At 75.5% G+C, this 16,865-nt stretch carries 17 protein-coding genes; 8 read left to right on the top strand and 9 right to left on the bottom strand.

Annotated features, from left to right (window positions below; genetic code table 11):
- Nucleotides 1–159 precede the first annotated feature (159 nt).
- Nucleotides 160–1,314, top strand: coding sequence for a S1 family peptidase (locus HL663_RS05295; protein WP_173027391.1), 1,155 nt, complete (start codon nucleotides 160–162; stop codon nucleotides 1,312–1,314).
- Between the two features lie 62 nt (nucleotides 1,315–1,376).
- Here the strand turns inward: HL663_RS05295 and HL663_RS05290 are convergent, their stop codons facing one another.
- The gene (locus HL663_RS05290; protein ID WP_173027390.1) at nucleotides 1,377–2,270 is read right to left on the bottom strand and encodes a ferredoxin family protein; all 894 of its coding nucleotides are present in this window, start codon (nucleotides 2,268–2,270) and stop codon (nucleotides 1,377–1,379) included.
- A gap of 147 nt (nucleotides 2,271–2,417) precedes the next feature.
- Here HL663_RS05290 and HL663_RS05285 point away from each other — a divergent pair, with 147 nt between their 5' ends.
- The gene (locus tag HL663_RS05285) at nucleotides 2,418–3,470 is read left to right on the top strand and encodes an SGNH/GDSL hydrolase family protein (protein ID WP_286175949.1); all 1,053 of its coding nucleotides are present in this window, start codon (nucleotides 2,418–2,420) and stop codon (nucleotides 3,468–3,470) included.
- A gap of 43 nt (nucleotides 3,471–3,513) precedes the next feature.
- Here the strand turns inward: HL663_RS05285 and HL663_RS05280 are convergent, their stop codons facing one another.
- Entirely contained in the window at nucleotides 3,514–4,503 is a 990-nt protein-coding gene (locus HL663_RS05280) for a sugar-binding transcriptional regulator (protein WP_216842682.1), read from the bottom strand.
- Between the two features lie 86 nt (nucleotides 4,504–4,589).
- On the opposite strand from HL663_RS05280, the gene xylB reads away from it, so the two are divergent.
- Nucleotides 4,590–6,008: a xylulokinase gene (gene xylB / locus HL663_RS05275; protein WP_173027388.1), complete on the top strand. Its 1,419-nt coding sequence runs from the start codon at nucleotides 4,590–4,592 to the stop codon at nucleotides 6,006–6,008.
- A 188-nt stretch (nucleotides 6,009–6,196) separates the two neighbouring features.
- Here xylB and HL663_RS05270 read toward each other — a convergent pair whose 3' ends face one another.
- On the bottom strand, nucleotides 6,197–7,411 hold the full coding sequence (locus tag HL663_RS05270; RefSeq protein WP_173027387.1) for a glucose-1-phosphate adenylyltransferase family protein: 1,215 nt from the start codon (nucleotides 7,409–7,411) through the stop codon (nucleotides 6,197–6,199).
- Nucleotides 7,412–7,461: 50 nt separating this feature from the next.
- Between HL663_RS05270 and HL663_RS05265 the strand changes: the two genes are divergently transcribed.
- Complete coding sequence (locus HL663_RS05265) at nucleotides 7,462–8,724, top strand: saccharopine dehydrogenase family protein (protein ID WP_173027386.1); 1,263 nt, start codon at nucleotides 7,462–7,464, stop codon at nucleotides 8,722–8,724.
- Between the two features lie 4 nt (nucleotides 8,725–8,728).
- Here the strand turns inward: HL663_RS05265 and HL663_RS05260 are convergent, their stop codons facing one another.
- Entirely contained in the window at nucleotides 8,729–9,895 is a 1,167-nt protein-coding gene (locus HL663_RS05260) for a flavin-containing monooxygenase (protein ID WP_216842681.1), read from the bottom strand.
- Between the two features lie 98 nt (nucleotides 9,896–9,993).
- Between HL663_RS05260 and HL663_RS05255 the strand changes: the two genes are divergently transcribed.
- The 4 genes from HL663_RS05255 to HL663_RS05240 all read left to right on the top strand — a co-directional run bounded on the left by HL663_RS05255 (nucleotide 9,994) and on the right by HL663_RS05240 (nucleotide 11,687).
- Nucleotides 9,994–10,425, top strand: a complete 432-nt coding sequence (locus HL663_RS05255; RefSeq protein ID WP_173027385.1) for a pyridoxamine 5'-phosphate oxidase family protein — start codon at nucleotides 9,994–9,996, stop codon at nucleotides 10,423–10,425.
- Between the two features lie 16 nt (nucleotides 10,426–10,441).
- Nucleotides 10,442–10,933 carry a GNAT family N-acetyltransferase gene (locus tag HL663_RS05250; protein WP_173027384.1) on the top strand — a complete coding sequence of 164 codons (492 nt, stop codon included), beginning with the start codon at nucleotides 10,442–10,444 and terminating at the stop codon, nucleotides 10,931–10,933.
- Between the two features lie 55 nt (nucleotides 10,934–10,988).
- Nucleotides 10,989–11,450 carry an HIT family protein gene (locus HL663_RS05245; RefSeq protein ID WP_173027383.1) on the top strand — a complete coding sequence of 154 codons (462 nt, stop codon included), beginning with the start codon at nucleotides 10,989–10,991 and terminating at the stop codon, nucleotides 11,448–11,450.
- Between the two features lie 72 nt (nucleotides 11,451–11,522).
- Nucleotides 11,523–11,687, top strand: a complete 165-nt coding sequence (locus tag HL663_RS05240) for a hypothetical protein (RefSeq protein ID WP_173027382.1) — start codon at nucleotides 11,523–11,525, stop codon at nucleotides 11,685–11,687.
- A 251-nt stretch (nucleotides 11,688–11,938) separates the two neighbouring features.
- Here HL663_RS05240 and HL663_RS05235 read toward each other — a convergent pair whose 3' ends face one another.
- The 5 genes from HL663_RS05235 to HL663_RS05215 are packed head-to-tail and all read right to left on the bottom strand — an operon-like array spanning nucleotide 11,939 to nucleotide 16,847.
- Nucleotides 11,939–12,898 (bottom strand): 2-hydroxyacid dehydrogenase, encoded by a 960-nt coding sequence (locus HL663_RS05235; RefSeq protein WP_173027381.1) that lies wholly within the window; start codon nucleotides 12,896–12,898, stop codon nucleotides 11,939–11,941.
- Between the two features lie 2 nt (nucleotides 12,899–12,900).
- Nucleotides 12,901–13,650, bottom strand: a complete 750-nt coding sequence (locus HL663_RS05230) for an SDR family oxidoreductase (RefSeq protein WP_173027380.1) — start codon at nucleotides 13,648–13,650, stop codon at nucleotides 12,901–12,903.
- 43 nt (nucleotides 13,651–13,693) lie between these two features.
- Complete coding sequence (locus tag HL663_RS05225; RefSeq protein WP_173027379.1) at nucleotides 13,694–14,770, bottom strand: phosphotransferase family protein; 1,077 nt, start codon at nucleotides 14,768–14,770, stop codon at nucleotides 13,694–13,696.
- Nucleotides 14,767–15,576 (bottom strand): SDR family NAD(P)-dependent oxidoreductase, encoded by an 810-nt coding sequence (locus tag HL663_RS05220; protein WP_173027378.1) that lies wholly within the window; start codon nucleotides 15,574–15,576, stop codon nucleotides 14,767–14,769. Before HL663_RS05220 ends, HL663_RS05225 begins: the two co-directional genes overlap by 4 nt.
- Nucleotides 15,573–16,847, bottom strand: coding sequence for an acyl-CoA dehydrogenase family protein (locus tag HL663_RS05215; protein ID WP_173027377.1), 1,275 nt, complete (start codon nucleotides 16,845–16,847; stop codon nucleotides 15,573–15,575). The genes HL663_RS05220 and HL663_RS05215 overlap by 4 nt, the downstream gene beginning before the upstream one ends.
- Nucleotides 16,848–16,865 lie beyond the last annotated feature (18 nt).

The following is a 16,865-nucleotide window of genomic DNA, read 5'->3' as shown; positions in this document are numbered from 1 at the left end:
CACCGGGGGTCGGAAGGATCGCGTCAACTTTGGGTCAATCGGGCTGCCCCGGTTTGCGATCCGCGGTCGCGCCTGAGGAGGTGGAAGCGGCCCCGGACATCCCGGCGGCCGAGCCGCCCCGTCCGAGGACGGGGCGACCACCCCGAAGGAGCACCCCTGATGAAGCACCGCGTCCTCGCCGTCGGGCTCGCCACGAGCGCTGCCCTGGCCGCCGCCTCCACCGCCGCCTGGGCCGCCCCGAGCGTCGCCCCCGTCCCCTCGCCCGACAACGTCGTGGCCGGCTTCGTCGCGCAGCGCGACGGCATCAGCGTCGCCCAGGCCGAGCAGCGGCTCGACCGGCAGGCGGCGCAGCAGCGCAGCCTCGACTCCCTCGACGTCGCGACGGACGGCGCCTACTACCGCGGCGACACGATGGTCGTCGTCGTCGACTCCGCCGCGGACCGCCGGGCCGTCGAGGCGAAGGGCCTCACCGCACGCCAGGGCAGCGGGCAGCGCGAGCTCGACGCGCTCTCGCGCACCGCCCAGCGGGTCACGAAGGGCCAGGACGGCCTCGTCTCCCTCACGCCCGACCTCGCGAACCAGCGCGTCGTGGCGACCGTCGAGGCCGACGCCCCCGCCGCCCTGCGCGACCGGCTGGCCGCCCTCGACGGCGTGACGGTCGAGACCGGCGCCCCGCTGAGCACCCAGGCCGACGTCGTCCCGGGTCGCATCATGGACCTCGTCCCCGGCACCAACTGCTCGCTGGGCTTCCCCGGCACCACGGCCTCCGGCAACAACGTCCTGCTCACCGCCGGCCACTGCGTCGAGGGGCTCCCCGACGTCCACGACGCCAACGGCACCCACATCGGCAAGGGCACGAACAGCCGGTTCACCTCCGGCGCACCGAGCGTCGACATGGGCCTCATGGACATCGACGCCGAGGACACCGGCCGCGCCTACGTCGACACCCGCGGCGCGCTCTCCGGCTACGTCCCGGTCCGCGGCGTGAGCAAGAACGCCGTCGGCACCGACATCTGCAAGGCCGGCAACACGACCGGATGGACCTGCGGCCAGGTGCAGGCCTACAACGTGACGGTCAACTACTCCGGCGGCACGACGGTCACCGGCCTCGCGCGGGCCTCGGTCTGCACCGAGGGCGGCGACTCGGGCGGCGCGTACATCGGCACGAACAACTACGCGCAGGGCATGACGTCCGGCGGTCCCACCGGGGTCGAGTGCGGCTTCAACGCCGGCTACGGCGCCGGGAGCTACAGCTTCTACCAGCCGGCCGTCGACGCGGCCTCCTACTACGGCGTGACGGTGGCGACCTCCTGAGCCACCGCACGCCCCGCGGCGCGGTCCGCCCCTCCCCGGGGTGGGCCGCGTCGGCCGTGCCCTCAGCCCGCGACGACCTCGGTGCGGTGCACGACAGCCGGTTTCGGCCCCGCGCCGCAGCTGAGCGCGGCATCCGTGACGGTCTCGGAGCGGACCTCGACGACGACGCGCTCGGGGACCGGTCCGCTGCCCTCGACCTCGACCCGCGTCACGTCGCCGGTGGCGTCGACCCATCCGGGCACGGCGTCGGCGAGCGAGGCCGGCCCGTGGTCGGTGAGCACCCGGGCGAGCGCGGCCTGCACGGCCGGCTCCCAGCGCGTCAGGCCGCGCAGGTGCGTCCCCTCGACGCTGCCGGCGAGGTGACCGCGCACGACGTCGGCCGCGCTGCGGGGGTCGAGGTAGCCGTAGCAGGCGCCCTCGGGCAGGACGAGGAGCGTCCCGGCGAAGCGGTGCCCGCCGAGGTGCGTGCACTCCCAGACCTCCTCGGGCCACTCGCGGGCGAGGCTCGAGACGATCGGCCGGCCGCGCACGGCGCAGCAGGCGTCGCGGGTGCCCTGGGTGCAGACGAGGACCCTCGGGTCGGCGTCGGTGTCGCTGCCGCTCAGCTCGGCCCCGAGCGAGCGGGCCGCCGCGAGGACGTCGTCCGCCGTGCGCCAGGTCCCGCGCACCCACGTGCCGCGCACCGTGTCGACGGCGTACCAGTGCCACTCGTCGACCTCGGCAGGGCGCCGGCCGGGCCTGCGCACGAGCAGCGCGCGGCCGCCGAAGGACGCGCAGAGCGACTCCACCTCGGCGCCGACGCGGCCGGTGAACGGCGCGGTGTCGAGCGGCTGCTTCGCCCACGGGCCGGGGTGCTCGACGAGCAGCCAGCGGCTGGCGACGGGTGCGGACCCGGCGAGCGGCTCGCCGCGGTGCCGGGCGGCGGCCGAGCAGCGGGACAGGTCGGTGAGGGCCATTCCGGCGATGCTACGCGGCGCCCCGCCCGCCGACGCCCCCCGCCCACGACGACCACGGCGACCACGACCGACATCCCCCACGACCTGCACCACCCCGCACCACACCACCCACACCCAGGAGGAAGACCCATGTCCCGACGACGTGCCATGGCCGCCACCGCAGCCGCGTCCGCACTCACCACCCTCGCCGCCCTCGGGGTCGCCGGCCCGGCCCACGCCGCCGGCGAGGCCTACGTGGCGCTCGGCGACAGCTACTCGTCCGGCACCGGGACGCGCGACTACATCGCCGACGGCACCTCGTGCCTGCGGTCCGTCTACGCCTACCCCTCCCTCATCGCCTCGGCCCGCGGCTACGCGCTGACCTTCCGGGCGTGCTCGGGCGCGACCGTCGCCGACGTGACGAGCACCCAGCTGCCGGCGCTCTCGTCGAGCACGAAGTACGTCTCGATCTCCATCGGCGGCAACGACGCCGGCTTCGCCGACGTCCTCACCGAGTGCGCCCAGCCGGGATGGATGAGCGACTGCAACGGGGCGGTCGACGGGGCGCAGGCGTTCGTCGACGGCACCCTGCCGGGCCGGCTCGCGACGCTCTACTCGGGCATCCGCGCCAAGGCGCCCAACGCCCGGGTCACGGTCGTCGGCTACCCGAGGATCTTCAACGGGGAGGACTGCAACGCGCTCACGTGGTTCTCGCCGGACGAGGAGAGCCGGCTCAACGCGATGGCCGACCGGATCAACACCGTCACGGCGCAGCGCGCCTCGGCGGCCGGCTTCTCGTTCGCGAACCCGACGAGCCGGTTCGTCGGGCACGCCGTGTGCGACAGCCCGGAGTGGCTCAACGGACTGTCGAACCCGATCGAGAACAGCTACCACCCGAACAAGGCCGGCCACGCGAGCGGCTACACCCCGACGGTCAGCCCCGTCCTGACCGGGGCGACCGTCCGGGCCACCGCCTCGGTGCGCGAGGCCGCCGCGGCGTCGGCCGACCGGCTCGCCGCCGACCAGCGCCGCTACGCGACGGCGGACCGCACCATCCGGCCCGAGCGCTTCGTCCTGCCCGACCTGCACAGCCCGCAGGCGCTGGCCGCCGCCCGGCGCGCCGGGGTCGACGTCGACGACCGGGCGAGCGTCGACGCCGCCGACCGTCGCGCGTCGGCGCGGCAGGCGGCCGAGCACCGCGCGGCGGTCGCAGCCCGCTGACGCGCGGCGACGACGGACGCCGCCGGCGCCCGACCCGCCCGGGTCAGGCGCCGGCGGCCCGCACGAGCACGGTCGCGAGCGAGCGGTCGGTGACGAGCGAGCCGACCCATCCACCGAGGAGGAAGGCCCGCACGGCCGCGGCCTTGGTCGACCCGGTCGCGAGCGCGACGACCTCGGGCACGGCCCGCAGGCGCTCGGCGTCGATCGTCACCATCCGGTCGACGAGCTCGGGATGGACCGCGCGGCCCTCGGCGTCGACGAACACCCCGAGCGCCTCGCCCACGGCGCCGGTGTCCGAGACCGCGGTCCGCACGGCGGGGTCGACGGCGTCGTGGATGGTCGAGTGGCCGGCACGCCAGGCGCCGATGCTCACGACGGCCACCGAGACCCGGTCGACCTCGGCCATCGCGGCGGCGACCGCGGCCTGGCGGCGCATCGCGGCGGCGCTCTCGGCGTCGTCGAGGATGAGCGGGGCGTAGAAGACGTGGGCCTCGCCGCCGGTCAGCCCGGCCGCGACCCGGACCATGTCGACGGGGCTCGTCTCGCCGGGGATGACCATCGAGCCGCTCAGCTGGACGACGGGCACCCGCGGCAGGGTGGGCCGCGCCTCGAGCATCGCGCTGACGGTCCGGGCCCAGGGCAGGCCGAGGACGTCGTCGGGCCCGACGAGGTCGACGAGGAGGTCGGCCCCCGCCGCGCCGACGTGGGCACGCAGGCGCGGGGCGTCGTCGCCGCGGTCGACGACGACGCAGCGGCGCAGCCCGTACGCCCGGCGCAGCCGCGCCGAGAGCTCGCCGTCGACGCCCTCCGGCTCGACGATCTCGATGCGGACGATGCCGGCCGTGCGGGCGGCCTCGAGCAGCCGGGCCACCTTGAAGCGGCTGATGCCCGTCGCGCCGGCGATCTCGACCTTGCTCTCGCCCGCGAGGTAGTACCGGCGCGCGACCTCGGCGGCGAGCACGGCCTCGGACGCGCGCAGCGGCTCGGGCGGCCGGGCGTCGCCGGCCGCGTCGCCGGGCACGGTCTCGACCACGGGGCGCATCCTCTCGGCTCTCACGTGAGCGCATTATCGTTCACGTGAGCACGCCCGTGACACCTCTTCCCGAAAGGGCCCACCGGATGACCGACCGCCCGCTCGTCGCCGGGGTCGACACCTCGACCCAGTCGTGCAAGGTCGCCGTGTGCGACGCCCGGACCGGCGAGGTGGTGCGGCTCGGCCGTGGCACCCACCCGGACGCGACGGAGGCCGACCCCGCGCACTGGTGGCGCGCCTGGGAGGAGGCGACCGCCGGCGGGCTCCTCGACGGCGTGCAGGCCCTCGCCGTCGGCGGCCAGCAGCACGGGATGGTCCTGCTCGACGACGCCGACGAGGTCGTCCGGCCGGCGCTGCTCTGGAACGACACCCGCTCCGCCGGCACCGCCCGCGACCTCGTCGACGAGCTCGGCGGCCCCGCCGCGTGGGCCGAGGCCGTCGGCGTCGTCCCGCTCGCGGCGATCACCGCCGCCAAGCTGCGCTGGGTGCGCGACCACGAGCCCGCGTCGATGGAGCGTGCCGCCCGCGTCGTGCTCCCCCACGACTGGCTGACCGGTCGGATCCTCTCCGCCGGAGGCGGGTTCGAGGAGTGGACGACCGACGCCGGTGACGCCTCGGGCACCGGGTACTTCTCCGCCGCGACCCGGGAGTACCGCCCCGACCTGCTGCGCCTGGCCGCCGGCCGCGACCTCGCGGTGCCGCGCGTCGCCGGGCCGTCCGAGGTCGTCGGCCGCACCCGCGACGGGATGCTCCTCGCACCGGGCACCGGCGACAACATGGGCGCCGCGCTCGGCCTCGGCCTGCGGCCCGGCGACGTCGTCGTGTCGCTCGGCACGAGCGGCACCGCGTTCGCCCGGCACGACCGGCCGACGGCCGACGCCCGCGGCTTCGTCCAGTCCTTCGCCGACGCCGAGGACGCGTTCCTGCCGCTCGTCTGCACCCTCAACGCGGCGCGGGTCCTCACCTCCGGCGCCGCGATGCTCGGCGTCGACCTCGCCGGGCTCGACGCGCTCGCGCTCGCCGCGGAGCCGGGCGCCGGCGGGTTGACGCTGCTGCCCTTCCTCGACGGCGAGCGCACGCCCAACCTGCCGACGGCCACCGGCTCTCTGCACGGCCTGACCCGCACCAACGCCACGCCCGAGAACCTCGCCCGGGCGGTCGTCGAGGGGATGCTCCTCGGCCTCGCCGACGCCGTCGACGCGGTGCGCGACGCCGGCTGCCCCGTCGAGCGGGTGCTGCTCATCGGCGGGGCCGCGCAGTCGGCCGCCGTGCAGCGCATCGCGCCCGACCTGCTCGGCGCCCCCGTCGCCGTCCCGGCGCCCGGCGAGTACGTCGCGGTCGGGGCGGCCCGGCAGGCGGCCTGGGCGCTGGCCGGCGGCGGCGAGGCCCCCGCGTGGGAGGTGCCGGTCGAGGCGACGGCCGACCCCGTCGCGCCCGAGCGCGGGGCGCAGGCGCGCGAGCGCTACGCGCAGGCGCTGGCCGCGACCCATCCCGGAGCCGTCTGACGCCCCCGACCCGGCGTGCAGAAACTGACGAAAGCGACGATTCCTGCACACCCGGCCGGACCCCCCGCGTGCACGAACTGACGAAAGTGTCGATTCCTGCACGCTCGAGCGGACCCCCCGCGTGCAGAAACTGACGAAAGCGACGATTTCTGCACGCTCGAGCGGCGCCGGATGACGCCCGGCGCGGGTCAGGCGGTGGTGCCGGGCTCCAGGCGCGAGCCGGCGGGCAGCGACGCCCCCGCACCCACGGCGACGTCGCGCCCGAGCAGCGCCACGTGGTCGTCGACCAGCCGGGTGCCGCGCGGGCGCCCACCCACGCGAGCGCCCCGCCCGACGACGACCCGGTCGTCGAGCACGGCGGTGGCCACCCGGGCGTCACGGCGGACGAGCACGTCCTCCATGAGCACCGCGTCCTCGACGACCGCACCGGCCTCGACGACGACCCCCGGCCCCAGCACGCTCCGCCGGACCGTGCCCCGCACCCGGCATCCCGGTGAGAGGAGCGAGTCCTCCACCACCGCACCGGCGTCCACGCGAGCCGGCACCCGCTCGGGCCAGCGGGTCAGCAACGGCACCGCTGGGTCCTCGACCGCGTCGACGCGGCGGGCCAGGAGGTCACGGTGGGCGGCGAGGTACGCGGCGGGGGTGCCGCAGTCGGCCCAGTAGCCGGGCAGCGGCTCGGCGAGCACCGTCCCGGTCGCCACGAGGTGGGGCAGCAGCCGCTCCGAGAAGTCGCCGAGCCCGCCGTCCGCGTCCTCCCGGCGCAGCGCCCCGATCGCGTCGACGAGCGCACCGGTGCGGTAGACGAACACCTCGGCGGCGATGGTCGTCGACTCCGGGCGCTCCGGCTTCTCCTCGACCCGGCGCACCCGCGACCCGCGCCCGGTGTGCACGACCGTCTTCTCCCGGGCCCGGGTTCGCGTCACCTCGGTCGTCAGCACGGTGCAGTCGGCGCCGCGCTCCAGGTGGCGCTCGACGACCGGGCGCAGGTCGAGCGACAGCACCTGGTCGGCGCTCATGACGACGACCGCGTCGGCCCCGACGGACTCGATGGCGTCGACGTACTGGTGGAGGTCGTCGGCGTTGCCCTCGGCGAACCCCTCCTGCCCGGTGGAGCTCCCGCCCTCCTCGGGCACGAGCCACCGCAGGCCGCCGCGGGTGCGGTCGAGGTCCCACGGGCGCCCGCCGGCGACGTGGCCGTGGAGGCTGCCCGCGCGGTACTGCACCGACAGCCAGACGTCGGTGATGCCACTGCCGGCGAGCGTCGAGAGGGCGAAGTCGACGAGCCGGTGCGAGCCCCCGAACGGCAGGGCCGGCTTGGCCCGCTCACGCGTGAGGACGTCCATCCGCGACCCGGCGCCACCGGCCTGCACCACACCGAGCACCCGCGTCGTCGCTCTCATCACCCCATGCTGCCCCACCCGCGGGCGCCGCTCCCCCGTACGGTGGCGCCATGACTGCGGCGCGCGAGCTCGACATCGTCCTCTTCGGCGCGACCGGCTTCGTCGGCCGGCTGACCGCCCGCCACCTCGCGGAGCACGCCCCGGCCTCGGTGCGCATCGGCCTGGCCGGCCGCTCCCGCGAGCGCCTCGAGGCGGTGCGCCGGGAGCTCCCGAACGCCGCGGCCGACTGGCCCCTGGTCGTCCTCGACGCCCTCGACGAGGCCGCCGTCGCCGACCTCGCCGCCCGCACCCGGGTGGTCGTGACGACCGTCGGCCCGTACGCGAAGTTCGGTGTGCCGCTGGCCGCCGCCTGCGCCCAGGCCGGCACCCACTACTGCGACCTCACCGGCGAGGTGCTCTTCGTCCACCGCAGCGTCGCCCGCAACCACGAGGCCGCGATGCTCTCGGGCGCCCGCGTCGTCCACGCCTGCGGGTTCGACTCCATCCCGAGCGACCTCGGCGTCATGCTCTGCGCCGACGCGGCCCGCGCCGACGGCGCCGAGCTCGGCCGCACCCGGCTCGCGGTGCGCAGCATGAAGGGCGGCTTCAGCGGCGGCACCATCGACTCCGCCCGCACCCAGGCCCTCGAGATGCGCTCCGACCCCTCGACGCGCCGCGTCGCCGCCGACCCGTGGGCGCTCGCCGAGGGCGGCCGCCCGCCGCGCGGCCCCCGCCTGCCGGCGCGCGGGGGCGTCGCCGGGATCCTCGACCGCGTGACGAAGGCCTCCCCGGTGCGCCGCGACCCCGACAACGGCCACTTCACCGGGCCGTTCGTCATGGCCGCGTTCAACACCCGCGTCGTCGCCCGCTCGGCGTCGCTGCTCGGCTACGGCGACGGCTTCCGGTACACCGAGTACTCCGACTACGGCAGCGGCCCGCGGGGCGCGGTCACCGCGTCCGTCGTCTCCGCCGGGCTGCTCGGCGCCGTCGGCGGGATGGCCTTCGCGCCGACCCGGGCCGTGCTCGACCGCGTGCTGCCCGCGCCCGGCGAGGGCCCGAGCGAGGAGGCGATGGCGAGCGGCCGCTTCCGGATGGAGGTGACGGCCGAGGCGACGAACGGTGCGCGCTACCGCTCCGTCGTCGCGGCGCCCTACGACCCGGGCTACTCCGGCACCGCCGTCATGCTCGGCCAGGCCGCTCTCGCCCTCGCCGAGCAGGACGCCGGCCTGCCCGACGCCTCGGGCGTCCTGACCCCGGCGACCGGCCTCGGCACCCCGCTCGTCGAGCGCCTGCGGGAGCACGGCTTCACGCTCGAGGTCGAGCGCCTGCCCTGAGCCGTCAGCCGCGCTCGCGGGTGACGGCGCGCGCGATGCGCTCGGCGTCGATGCGCAGCTCGCGCAGCATCCCCGAGATCGGGTTGGTGAAGCCGGTGAACCACAGGCCCGGTGCGGCCTCGGAGCGGACCGAGCCGTGCGTCGCCGGCAGCCCGCGCGCCCCGAGCACGCCGAGGTGGCCGACGAGCGGTTCGAGGCCGGCGCGGTAGCCGGTGGCGACGACGACGGCGTCCGGCGTGACCCGCGTGCCGTCGACGAGGACGACCTCGGCCCCGTCGAAGGACTCGACCGCGGCGACCGGCTCGACGCGCCCGGCCCGGATGGCCCCGACGACGCCGACGTCCTGCACGGGGATGCGCCCCTCGAGGACCCGGCTGTAGAGGTCCCGGCCGGCGCGCGGCAGACCGTGCTCCGAGAGGTCGGGCTCCTGGACCGCGGCGAGCACCCCGGCGACGCGGTCGACGACCTTCGGCGGCAGGCGGCGCACGGCGATGCCGGTGGCCTGCGCCGGCACGCCGAAGCGGGTGCGGGACAGGATGTGCGGGGGCGTGCGCACCGACAGCAGGACGCGCAGCGCACCGTGCTCGGCGAGGTCGGTGGCGATCTCGGTGCCGGTGTTGCCGGTGCCCACGACGAGCACCTCGCGGCCGGCCCAGCGGCGGCCGTTGCGGTAGTCGCGGGCGAGGACGACCTCGCCGGGGTAGCCGTCGAGCCCGGGCCACGACGGCTCGACCGGGGTGTGGTTGTACCCGGTCGCGACGACGACGTCTCGCGCCTCGACGGAGCTGCCGTCCGCGAGGTCGACGCGCCAGCGCGCGGCGCGGGCGGCATCCGGGCCCGGCGCCCCGACCCGGTCGATGCGCGTGACCGCCGTGCCGAGGCGCAGCCGCAGCCGGTGGTGGCCGGCGTACTCCTCGAGGTAGCGGACGACGTCGGCGCGGGCGACCCAGCGGCCGAACCGTCTGGGGATGCGGTGGCCCGGCAGGTGCGACCAGCCCCGGGGCGTGTGGAGGTGCAGGCGGTCGTAGTGGTGGCGCCACGAGTTCCCGACCTCGGCCGCTCGGTCGACGACCAGCGGGTCGAGCCCTCGGGCGCGCAGGGCAGCGGCGACGGCGAGCCCTCCGGGGCCCGCTCCCACGACGACGACGTCCTCGGTGCCCGGGGTCTCCACGTCCGGAGCGTATCCCCGGATGCGTCACACCGGGAGCGGACCGGACGACCCGTCCACTACCCTGTGTAGTAGTCACCCGTCCCGCCGAGGAGGACACCATGACCGAGTCGCCCGTCACCCGCCTCTCGACGCAGGAGGCCTGGGAGCTGCTGCGCGGCCACGAGTTCGGCCGGCTGGCGTTCCACCTCGCCGACGAGGTCCACCTCGTGCCGATCAACTACGCCGTCGACGCGCAGGACCGCATCGTCGTCCGCACGGCCGAGGGCAGCAAGCTGCTCGGCCTGACGATGAACGCCGACGTCGCGTTCGAGGTCGACGAGGTCGACGAGCACGTGGCACGCAGCGTCGTCGTCCGCGGTCGCGCGCGCACCCTCGAGGGCCACGAGGCGGACGAGACCGAGGGGCTGCCGCTGCGGCCCTGGGTCGACACCGTCAAGCTCAACGTCGTCGCCATCACCGTCGACGAGCTGTCCGGTCGCTCGTTCTCCCTCACCCGCCCCTGGCTGCACCTGCGCCCCGAGCACGCCTGAGCCGTAACCTGACCGGATGATCATCCGGCCGATCGAGGACGCCGACTGGGCCTCCTTCCTGCCCACCTTCCACGGCATCGTCGACGACGGCGAGAGCTACGCCTACCCGTCCGGGCTCTCCGACGACGAGGTGCGCCGGCTCTGGGACGAGGGCGCGCCGTCGCTGGCCGTCGTCGCGGTCGACCCCGTCGACGGCGCGGTGCTCGGCTCCGCGAAGACCGGGCCCAACCGCCCCGGCCGCGGAGCGCACGTCTCGACGGCGTCGTTCATGGTCTCGCCGGACGCGCGGGGCCGCGGCGTCGGTCGGGCGCTCGGCGAGTGGGTGCTCGCGTGGGCCCGCGAGCAGGGGTACGACGCGATGCAGTTCAACGCCGTCGTCGAGACCAACACCGCCGCCGTCACGCTGTGGCAGGACCTCGGCTTCCGGGTCGTCGGCACCGTGCCGGAGGCGTTCGACTCGCGTCGGCACGGACGCGTCGGCCTCCACGTGATGCACCGCCCCCTCTGACCGGCGCTCCTCCGGCCCTCAGCGCCCGGCGGGCCGGTGTGGCACCGTCGGCGGCATGGACTGGCGTGAGGACCGCGTCGGGTCCGCCCTGCGCGGCGAGAACCCCACCGTGCTGCTGCGGATGCCGTCGGCGGTCGCCGTCATCGGGGACGTGCAGTGGCTGCCCGGCTACTGCGTCCTGCTGACCGACGACCTCCACGCGTCGCGCCTCTCCGACCTCGCCCCTACGGCGCAGGTCGAGTTCCTCACCTCGATGGCGCGCCTCGGCGAGGCCGTCGAGCGGGCCTGCGCCGAGCACGACCCCGGCTTCCGGAGGGTCAACCTCGAGATCCTCGGCAACACCGACCCGTTCCTCCACGCCCACGTCTGGCCCCGGTACGACTGGGAGCCGGCCGGGCTCGTGACGAAGCCGGTCTGGCTCCACCCACCGGAGCGCTGGTCCGACCCGGCGACCGCGCTGTCGACGCGGCACGACGGCCTCCGGGCCGCGATCACCCGGCACCTGCGCGCCGGCTGACGTCCGGGTCGAGGTCTTCCCACCGCGAGCACCGGGCCCTACCGTGGAGGCACGAGCACCCAGGGGGTCCCCATGGCCGCACCGTCCGCCGTCCCACCGCCACCGGGCATGATGCGCCCGCTCGTGCTCGACGAGCACCCCACCCATCCCGTGCGCGACCACGCGCTCGGCGCGCTGGCCCTGGTCACGTTCTGCCTGGTGGCCCTGCTGCCCCTCCTCACGGGGAGGGCCTCGTGAGGTGCGAGCGGTGCCGGGCCGAGGCGACGTCGACCGGCGCGCGGGGACAACGCCTCTGCGACCGGCACTACAACCCGACGATGGCGGCGGCCCCGGCGCTGGTCAGCACGGGGACCACGGCGGACGCGGTGGGCGCGCACATCGTCGCGGGCGGGGTGGCCTCGCACGTGCACGGCGGGCACACCCCGGTCGCGGCGCCTCGACGCGTGTGGCGTCGGCTGCGTCGTCGCCTCCGCGGCTGACCGCCGGGGTCAGCGGACGGGGGTCACGGGCTCCCGGCCGGCGAGGACCGCGAGGACGTTGTCGGCGGCCAGGCCGGCCATCGCGGTGCGGGTCTCGACGGTCGCCGAGCCGATGTGGGGCAGCAGCGCGACGTCCTCCCGCGCGAGCAGGGCCGGGTGCACGCGCGGCTCGTCCTCGAACACGTCGAGCCCGGCGCCGGCCAGGTGCCCCGACTCCAGCGCGGCCGCGAGGGCGGCCTCGTCGACGAGCGGTCCCCGAGCGGTGTTGACGAGGTAGGAGCCGGGCCTCATCCGGGCCATGGCCACGGCGTCGACGAGGTGGCGCGTCGCGGGCGAGAGCGGGACGTGCACCGACACGACGTCGGCGCGCTCGAGCAGCTCCTCGAACCCGACGACCTCGGCGTCCAGCTCGGCGACCGCGGCGGCGTCCGGCGCCGAGCGCCCCGACAGCAGCACCGACATCCCGAAGGCCCTGGCCCGCCGCGCGGTCGCGAGCCCGATGGCCCCCGGCCCGAGGATGCCGATGACCTTGCCCTGCACCGAGGTCCCGAGCAGGTGGAACATACCCCAGCCTCCGCCGCCGGTGCCGCCACGGACCTCGCGCTCGGCCTCGCCGAGGCGGCGCGTCGCCATGAGGACCAGAGCGAAGGCGATGTCGGCGGTGGCGTCGGTCAGCACGCCGGGGGTGTTGGTGACGACCACCCCGCGGGCGCGGCAGGCCTCGACGTCGATGTTGTCGTAGCCGACGGCGACGTTGGCGACGACCTTCAGGCCCGGGCCGGCGGCGTCGAGGAAGGCGTCGTCGACGCGGTGGCCGAGCGTGACCACGACGGCCTCCGCACCGGAGAGCAGCACGGGCAGGTCACGGACGGTGACGGGCGAGTCCTCGTCGCGGTAGCGGACCTCGTGCTCGGCGCGCAGCCGCTCGACGGCGTCACCCGGCAGGCGGCTGAGGACGACGACGCCCACGGTCACATGATCTTCCGGACGACGGGCAGCGGCAGGTGGCGCAGCGCCTTGCCCACCGGGACCCACGGCCACGACGGCACGAGGGCGTGGGCCTTCTCCTTCTCGATGGCCTCGACCATCGCGGTGACGCCGGGCACGGTGTCGACCATGAACGGGGTGTGCGACACCTTCTCGTTCATCTCCGAGCGGATGTAGCCCGGGTAGATGACCGAGACGCGGATGTCGAGGTCGGGCTCGCCGAGCATCTCGTTGCGGATGCCCTCGGCGAGCGCGGCGACGCCGGCCTTGGTCGCCGCGTACGTCGTGACGGTCTTGCGCATGCCGCGCATCGCCGAGACCGAGGAGATCATCACGAGGTGCCCGCGCTTCTGGGCCCGGAAGACCTCCATCGCGGCCTCGGTCTGGGCCAGGGCGGCGACGAAGTTGACCATCGCGGTCTGCCGGTTGGCGTCGTAGCGACCGGTGCCGAGCGGCGCCCCCTTGCCGAGGCCGGCGTTGACGACGACGCGGTCGATGGTGCCGAAGTCGTCGCGGAAGGCGCGCATCGTCTCGAAGACGGCGTCGTCGTCGGTGACGTCGAGGGCGCGGACGACGACCCGGCGGCCGGTGCGCTCGACGATCTCCTCGCGCAGCTCCTCGAGGCGCTCGGTGCGGCGGGCGCAGAGCCCGAGGTCCCAGCCGCGGGCGGCGAGCTGGCGGGCCATCTCGGCCCCGAGGCCGGAGCTGGCCCCGGTGATGATCGTCGTCGGCACGGTCGGTCCTTCTCGTCGGTGGTCGGTCGGGTCGGGCTGCGGGTCAGGCGGGCTCGGCGAGGAGCCGGGCGCACCGCTGGTCGAGGTGGGCGACGACGTCGCGGAACGCCCCGTACGCGGGGTTGGTCGTCTGCCCGTGGTGGAAGCGGTAGTAGATCTGCTGGGCGATGACGGCGAGCCGGAAGAGGCCGAAGACCTCGTAGAACAGCAGGTCGCGAGGCGAGACCTCGACCCCGCGGGCCGCGCAGTAGCGCGCCACGACCTCGTCGCGGGTCAGCATCCCGGGGGTGTGCGTGGGCTGGAGCCGGAGGGCGACGAAGGTCGGGTCGTCGTCGGCCTGCACCCAGTAGGCCAGCACCGAGCCGAGGTCCATCAACGGGTCGCCGACCGTCGCGAGCTCCCAGTCGAGGACGCCGATGACACGGGTGGGGTCGTCGGGGTCGAGGACGAGGTTGTCGAAGCGGAAGTCGTTGTGGATCAACGTGTGCGGGCGGTCGGCCGGCCGGTGGGCCTCGAGCCAGGCCATCGTCGCCTCGTGGTCCGGCACGTCGGGGGTGTGCGCGCGGCGCATCCGCCCGGCCCAGCCGCCGACCTGCCGCTCGACGTAGCCGTCGCCGCGGTCGAGGGCGCGCAGGCCGGCGGCGTCGACGTCGACGTCGTGCAGCCGCACGAGGACGTCGACCGCGTTCTCGCAGAGCGCGCGCACGGCATCCCGGTCGAGGCCGAGGGCGTCGGGCACGTCCTTGCGCAGGATGGTCCCGGCGATGCGCTCCATGACGTAGAACTCGGAGCCGATGGCCGACTCGTCGCCGCAGTACCCGACCATCGTGGGCACCAGCGGGAAGGACGCGGCGAGGCCGGCCTGGAGGTCGTGCTCACGGCGCATGTCGTGGGCACCCTTGGCCTTCGTGCCCGACGGCGGCCGGCGCAGCACGAGGTCGCGCCCCGGCCAGCGCAGCAGGTAGGTGAGGTTGCTCGCCCCGCCGGCGAACTGCCGCACCTCGGGCTCGCCGTCGAGACCCGCTGCGTCCGAGGCGTTCTCGCGCAGCCAGGCCGCCGCGGCGGCGACGTCGAAGGCGTCCTCGTCGCGAACCCGCGAGGCCCCGGCGACCTCGGTCACGGCAGGTACTCCTGGGGGTCGGCACCCGCCTTGCGGGCGAGCCGCTTGGCCTGGCCGACCATCATCCGGTCGTAGAGCGGCCGCAGGAAGCGCTTGCCGTAGTAGGCCTGCTTCCCCATCCGGTCGGTGAGGATGACCGACTTCTTCTTGTCGATGCCGTCGAGGACGATGCGCGCGATGTCCGCGGCATCGACCGAGGCCTTCGTGATGAGCCGGATGCCGGCCTCCTGCATCGCGGTGTCCTTGCCGGCGAACGACTCGTGCAGGTTGGTGCGGAAGAACGCCGGGCAGACGACCGAGACGTCGATGCCCCACGGGCCGAGCTCGAACCCCAGCGTCTCCGAGAGCGCCACGACGCCGGCCTTGGTCGCGTTGTAGCTCGACATCCCCGGGCCGTGGACGAGCCCGGCGAGGGAGGCGACGTTGACGATGTGGCCGGCGCGCTGGTCCTTGAACAGCGGTGTGACGGTGTGGCACCCGCGCGCGACGCCGAGGAGGTTGATCGAGACGACGCGCTCCCAGTCGGCCATCGCCTCGACGTCGATGCGGCCGCCGGTGGCGATCCCGGCGTTGTTGACGAGCAGGTCGAGGCCGCCCCACTCCTCGCGCACCCACGCGAGGGTGGCGTCCCAGTCCTGCTGGCTGCGCACGTCGAGCCGTCGGTACTCGGCGCCGGCCGGGACGCCCGCGGGGCGGTCCTCGGCGAGGTCGACCGCGAGCACCCGGTCGCCGCGGGCGACGAGCAGCTCGACGAGGGCACGGCCGAGGCCGGAGGCCCCACCGGTGACGAGGGCGCGGCGGGTCATCGGGTGGCCTCCTGGGCTCGGGTGGCGTAGGGCTTGAGCAGGTGACGTGCGACGACGCCGAGGTGCACCTCGTCCGGGCCGTCGGCCAGGCGCAGGCTGCGCGCCCCGGCATAGGCGGCGGCGAGGGGGAGGTCGTCGCTCATGCCGGCACCGCCGTGCAGCTGGATCGCGAGGTCGATGACGTCGCAGGCCATCTGCGGCACGGCGGCCTTGATCTCGCTGACCTCCGAGAGGGCGCCCTCGATGCCGACGGTGTCGAGCTTCCAGGCGGCGTGGAGCACGAGCAGCCGCGCCTGGTTGATGGCGATGCGGGCCCTCGCGAGGCGCTCGCGGTTGCCGCCGAGGTTCGCGATCGGCCTCCCGAAGGCGACCCGGTTGCTGGAGCGCTCGCACGCCATCTCGAGCGCCTTCTCGGCGAGGCCGACGAGCCGCATGCAGTGGTGGACGCGACCGGGGCCGAGGCGCCCCTGGGCGATCTCGAAGGCGCGGCCGGGGCCGAGGAGGACGTTGCCGGCGGGGACGCGGACGCCGTCGAGGGTCACCTCGCCGTGGCCGAGCGGCTCGTCGTGGTGGCCGAGGGCGCTGAGCATCCGCTCGACGCGGACCCCCGGGGCGTCCATCGGGACCAGGACCATCGAGTGCTGGCGGTGGCGGTGCGCCGCGGGGTCGGTCAGGCCCATGAAGATGCCGAGCCGGCTGTCCGGGTGGCCGGCGCCGGTCGTCCACCACTTGCGACCGTCGACGACGACCTCGTCGCCGTCGAGCGTGGCCGTGGCGGCCATCGTCGTGGCGTCCGAGCTCGCGACTCCGGGCTCGGTCATGAGGAAGACGCTGCGGATGCGCCCGTCGAGGAGCGGGACGAGCCAGGCGTCCTGCTGCTCGGGGGTGCCGTAGCGCAGGAGCACCTCCATGTTGCCGGTGTCGGGGGCGTTGCAGTTGAGGACGAGCGGCGCCAGGGTCGAGCGGCCGGTCTGCTCGGCGACGGTGGCGTAGTCGAGGTTGGTCAGCCCCGTGCCGCCGTCGGTGCCGAAGCGCTCGGCCCACGCGTCGCCCTCGCCGGCCGGCAGGAAGAGGTTCCAGAGGCCCTGCGCGCGGGCCTTGGCCTTGAGGTCCTCGACCTCGGCGGTGGGCGGCCACGGGTCCTCGCCCCGGGCGCGGCGGGCGGCCACGTCGGCGAGGAGGCGCTCCTCGACCGGCGCGACCTCGGTGTCGACGAAGGCGCGGACCCGGGAGGCGAGGTCGGCGGCGCGGGCGGACGGTGCGAAGTCCATGCCCTTGACCCTAGACCC

The organism is Arthrobacter sp. NEB 688 (assembly GCF_013201035.1).
Lineage (GTDB): Bacteria > Actinomycetota > Actinomycetes > Actinomycetales > Dermatophilaceae > Phycicoccus.
Note: the sequence above shows the minus strand (reverse complement) of the source record. Positions and strands in the feature narration are given on the sequence as shown.

Excerpts from the sequence above, each read along its gene's own strand:
- HL663_RS05270 (WP_173027387.1), bottom strand. The coding sequence starts at position 7,411 with ATGAGAGCGACGACGCGGGTGCTCGGTGTGGTGCAGGCCGGTGGCGCC.
- HL663_RS05255 (WP_173027385.1), top strand. The coding sequence starts at position 9,994 with ATGACCGAGTCGCCCGTCACCCGCCTCTCGACGCAGGAGGCCTGGGAG.
- HL663_RS05265 (WP_173027386.1), top strand. The coding sequence starts at position 7,462 with ATGACTGCGGCGCGCGAGCTCGACATCGTCCTCTTCGGCGCGACCGGC.
- HL663_RS05245 (WP_173027383.1), top strand. The coding sequence starts at position 10,989 with ATGGACTGGCGTGAGGACCGCGTCGGGTCCGCCCTGCGCGGCGAGAAC.
- HL663_RS05250 (WP_173027384.1), top strand. The coding sequence starts at position 10,442 with ATGATCATCCGGCCGATCGAGGACGCCGACTGGGCCTCCTTCCTGCCC.
- HL663_RS05215 (WP_173027377.1), bottom strand. The coding sequence starts at position 16,847 with ATGGACTTCGCACCGTCCGCCCGCGCCGCCGACCTCGCCTCCCGGGTC.
- xylB (WP_173027388.1), top strand. The coding sequence starts at position 4,590 with ATGACCGACCGCCCGCTCGTCGCCGGGGTCGACACCTCGACCCAGTCG.
- HL663_RS05220 (WP_173027378.1), bottom strand. The coding sequence starts at position 15,576 with ATGACCCGCCGCGCCCTCGTCACCGGTGGGGCCTCCGGCCTCGGCCGT.
- HL663_RS05295 (WP_173027391.1), top strand. The coding sequence starts at position 160 with ATGAAGCACCGCGTCCTCGCCGTCGGGCTCGCCACGAGCGCTGCCCTG.
- HL663_RS05285 (WP_286175949.1), top strand. The coding sequence starts at position 2,418 with ATGGCCGCCACCGCAGCCGCGTCCGCACTCACCACCCTCGCCGCCCTC.
- HL663_RS05290 (WP_173027390.1), bottom strand. The coding sequence starts at position 2,270 with ATGGCCCTCACCGACCTGTCCCGCTGCTCGGCCGCCGCCCGGCACCGC.
- HL663_RS05240 (WP_173027382.1), top strand. The coding sequence starts at position 11,523 with ATGGCCGCACCGTCCGCCGTCCCACCGCCACCGGGCATGATGCGCCCG.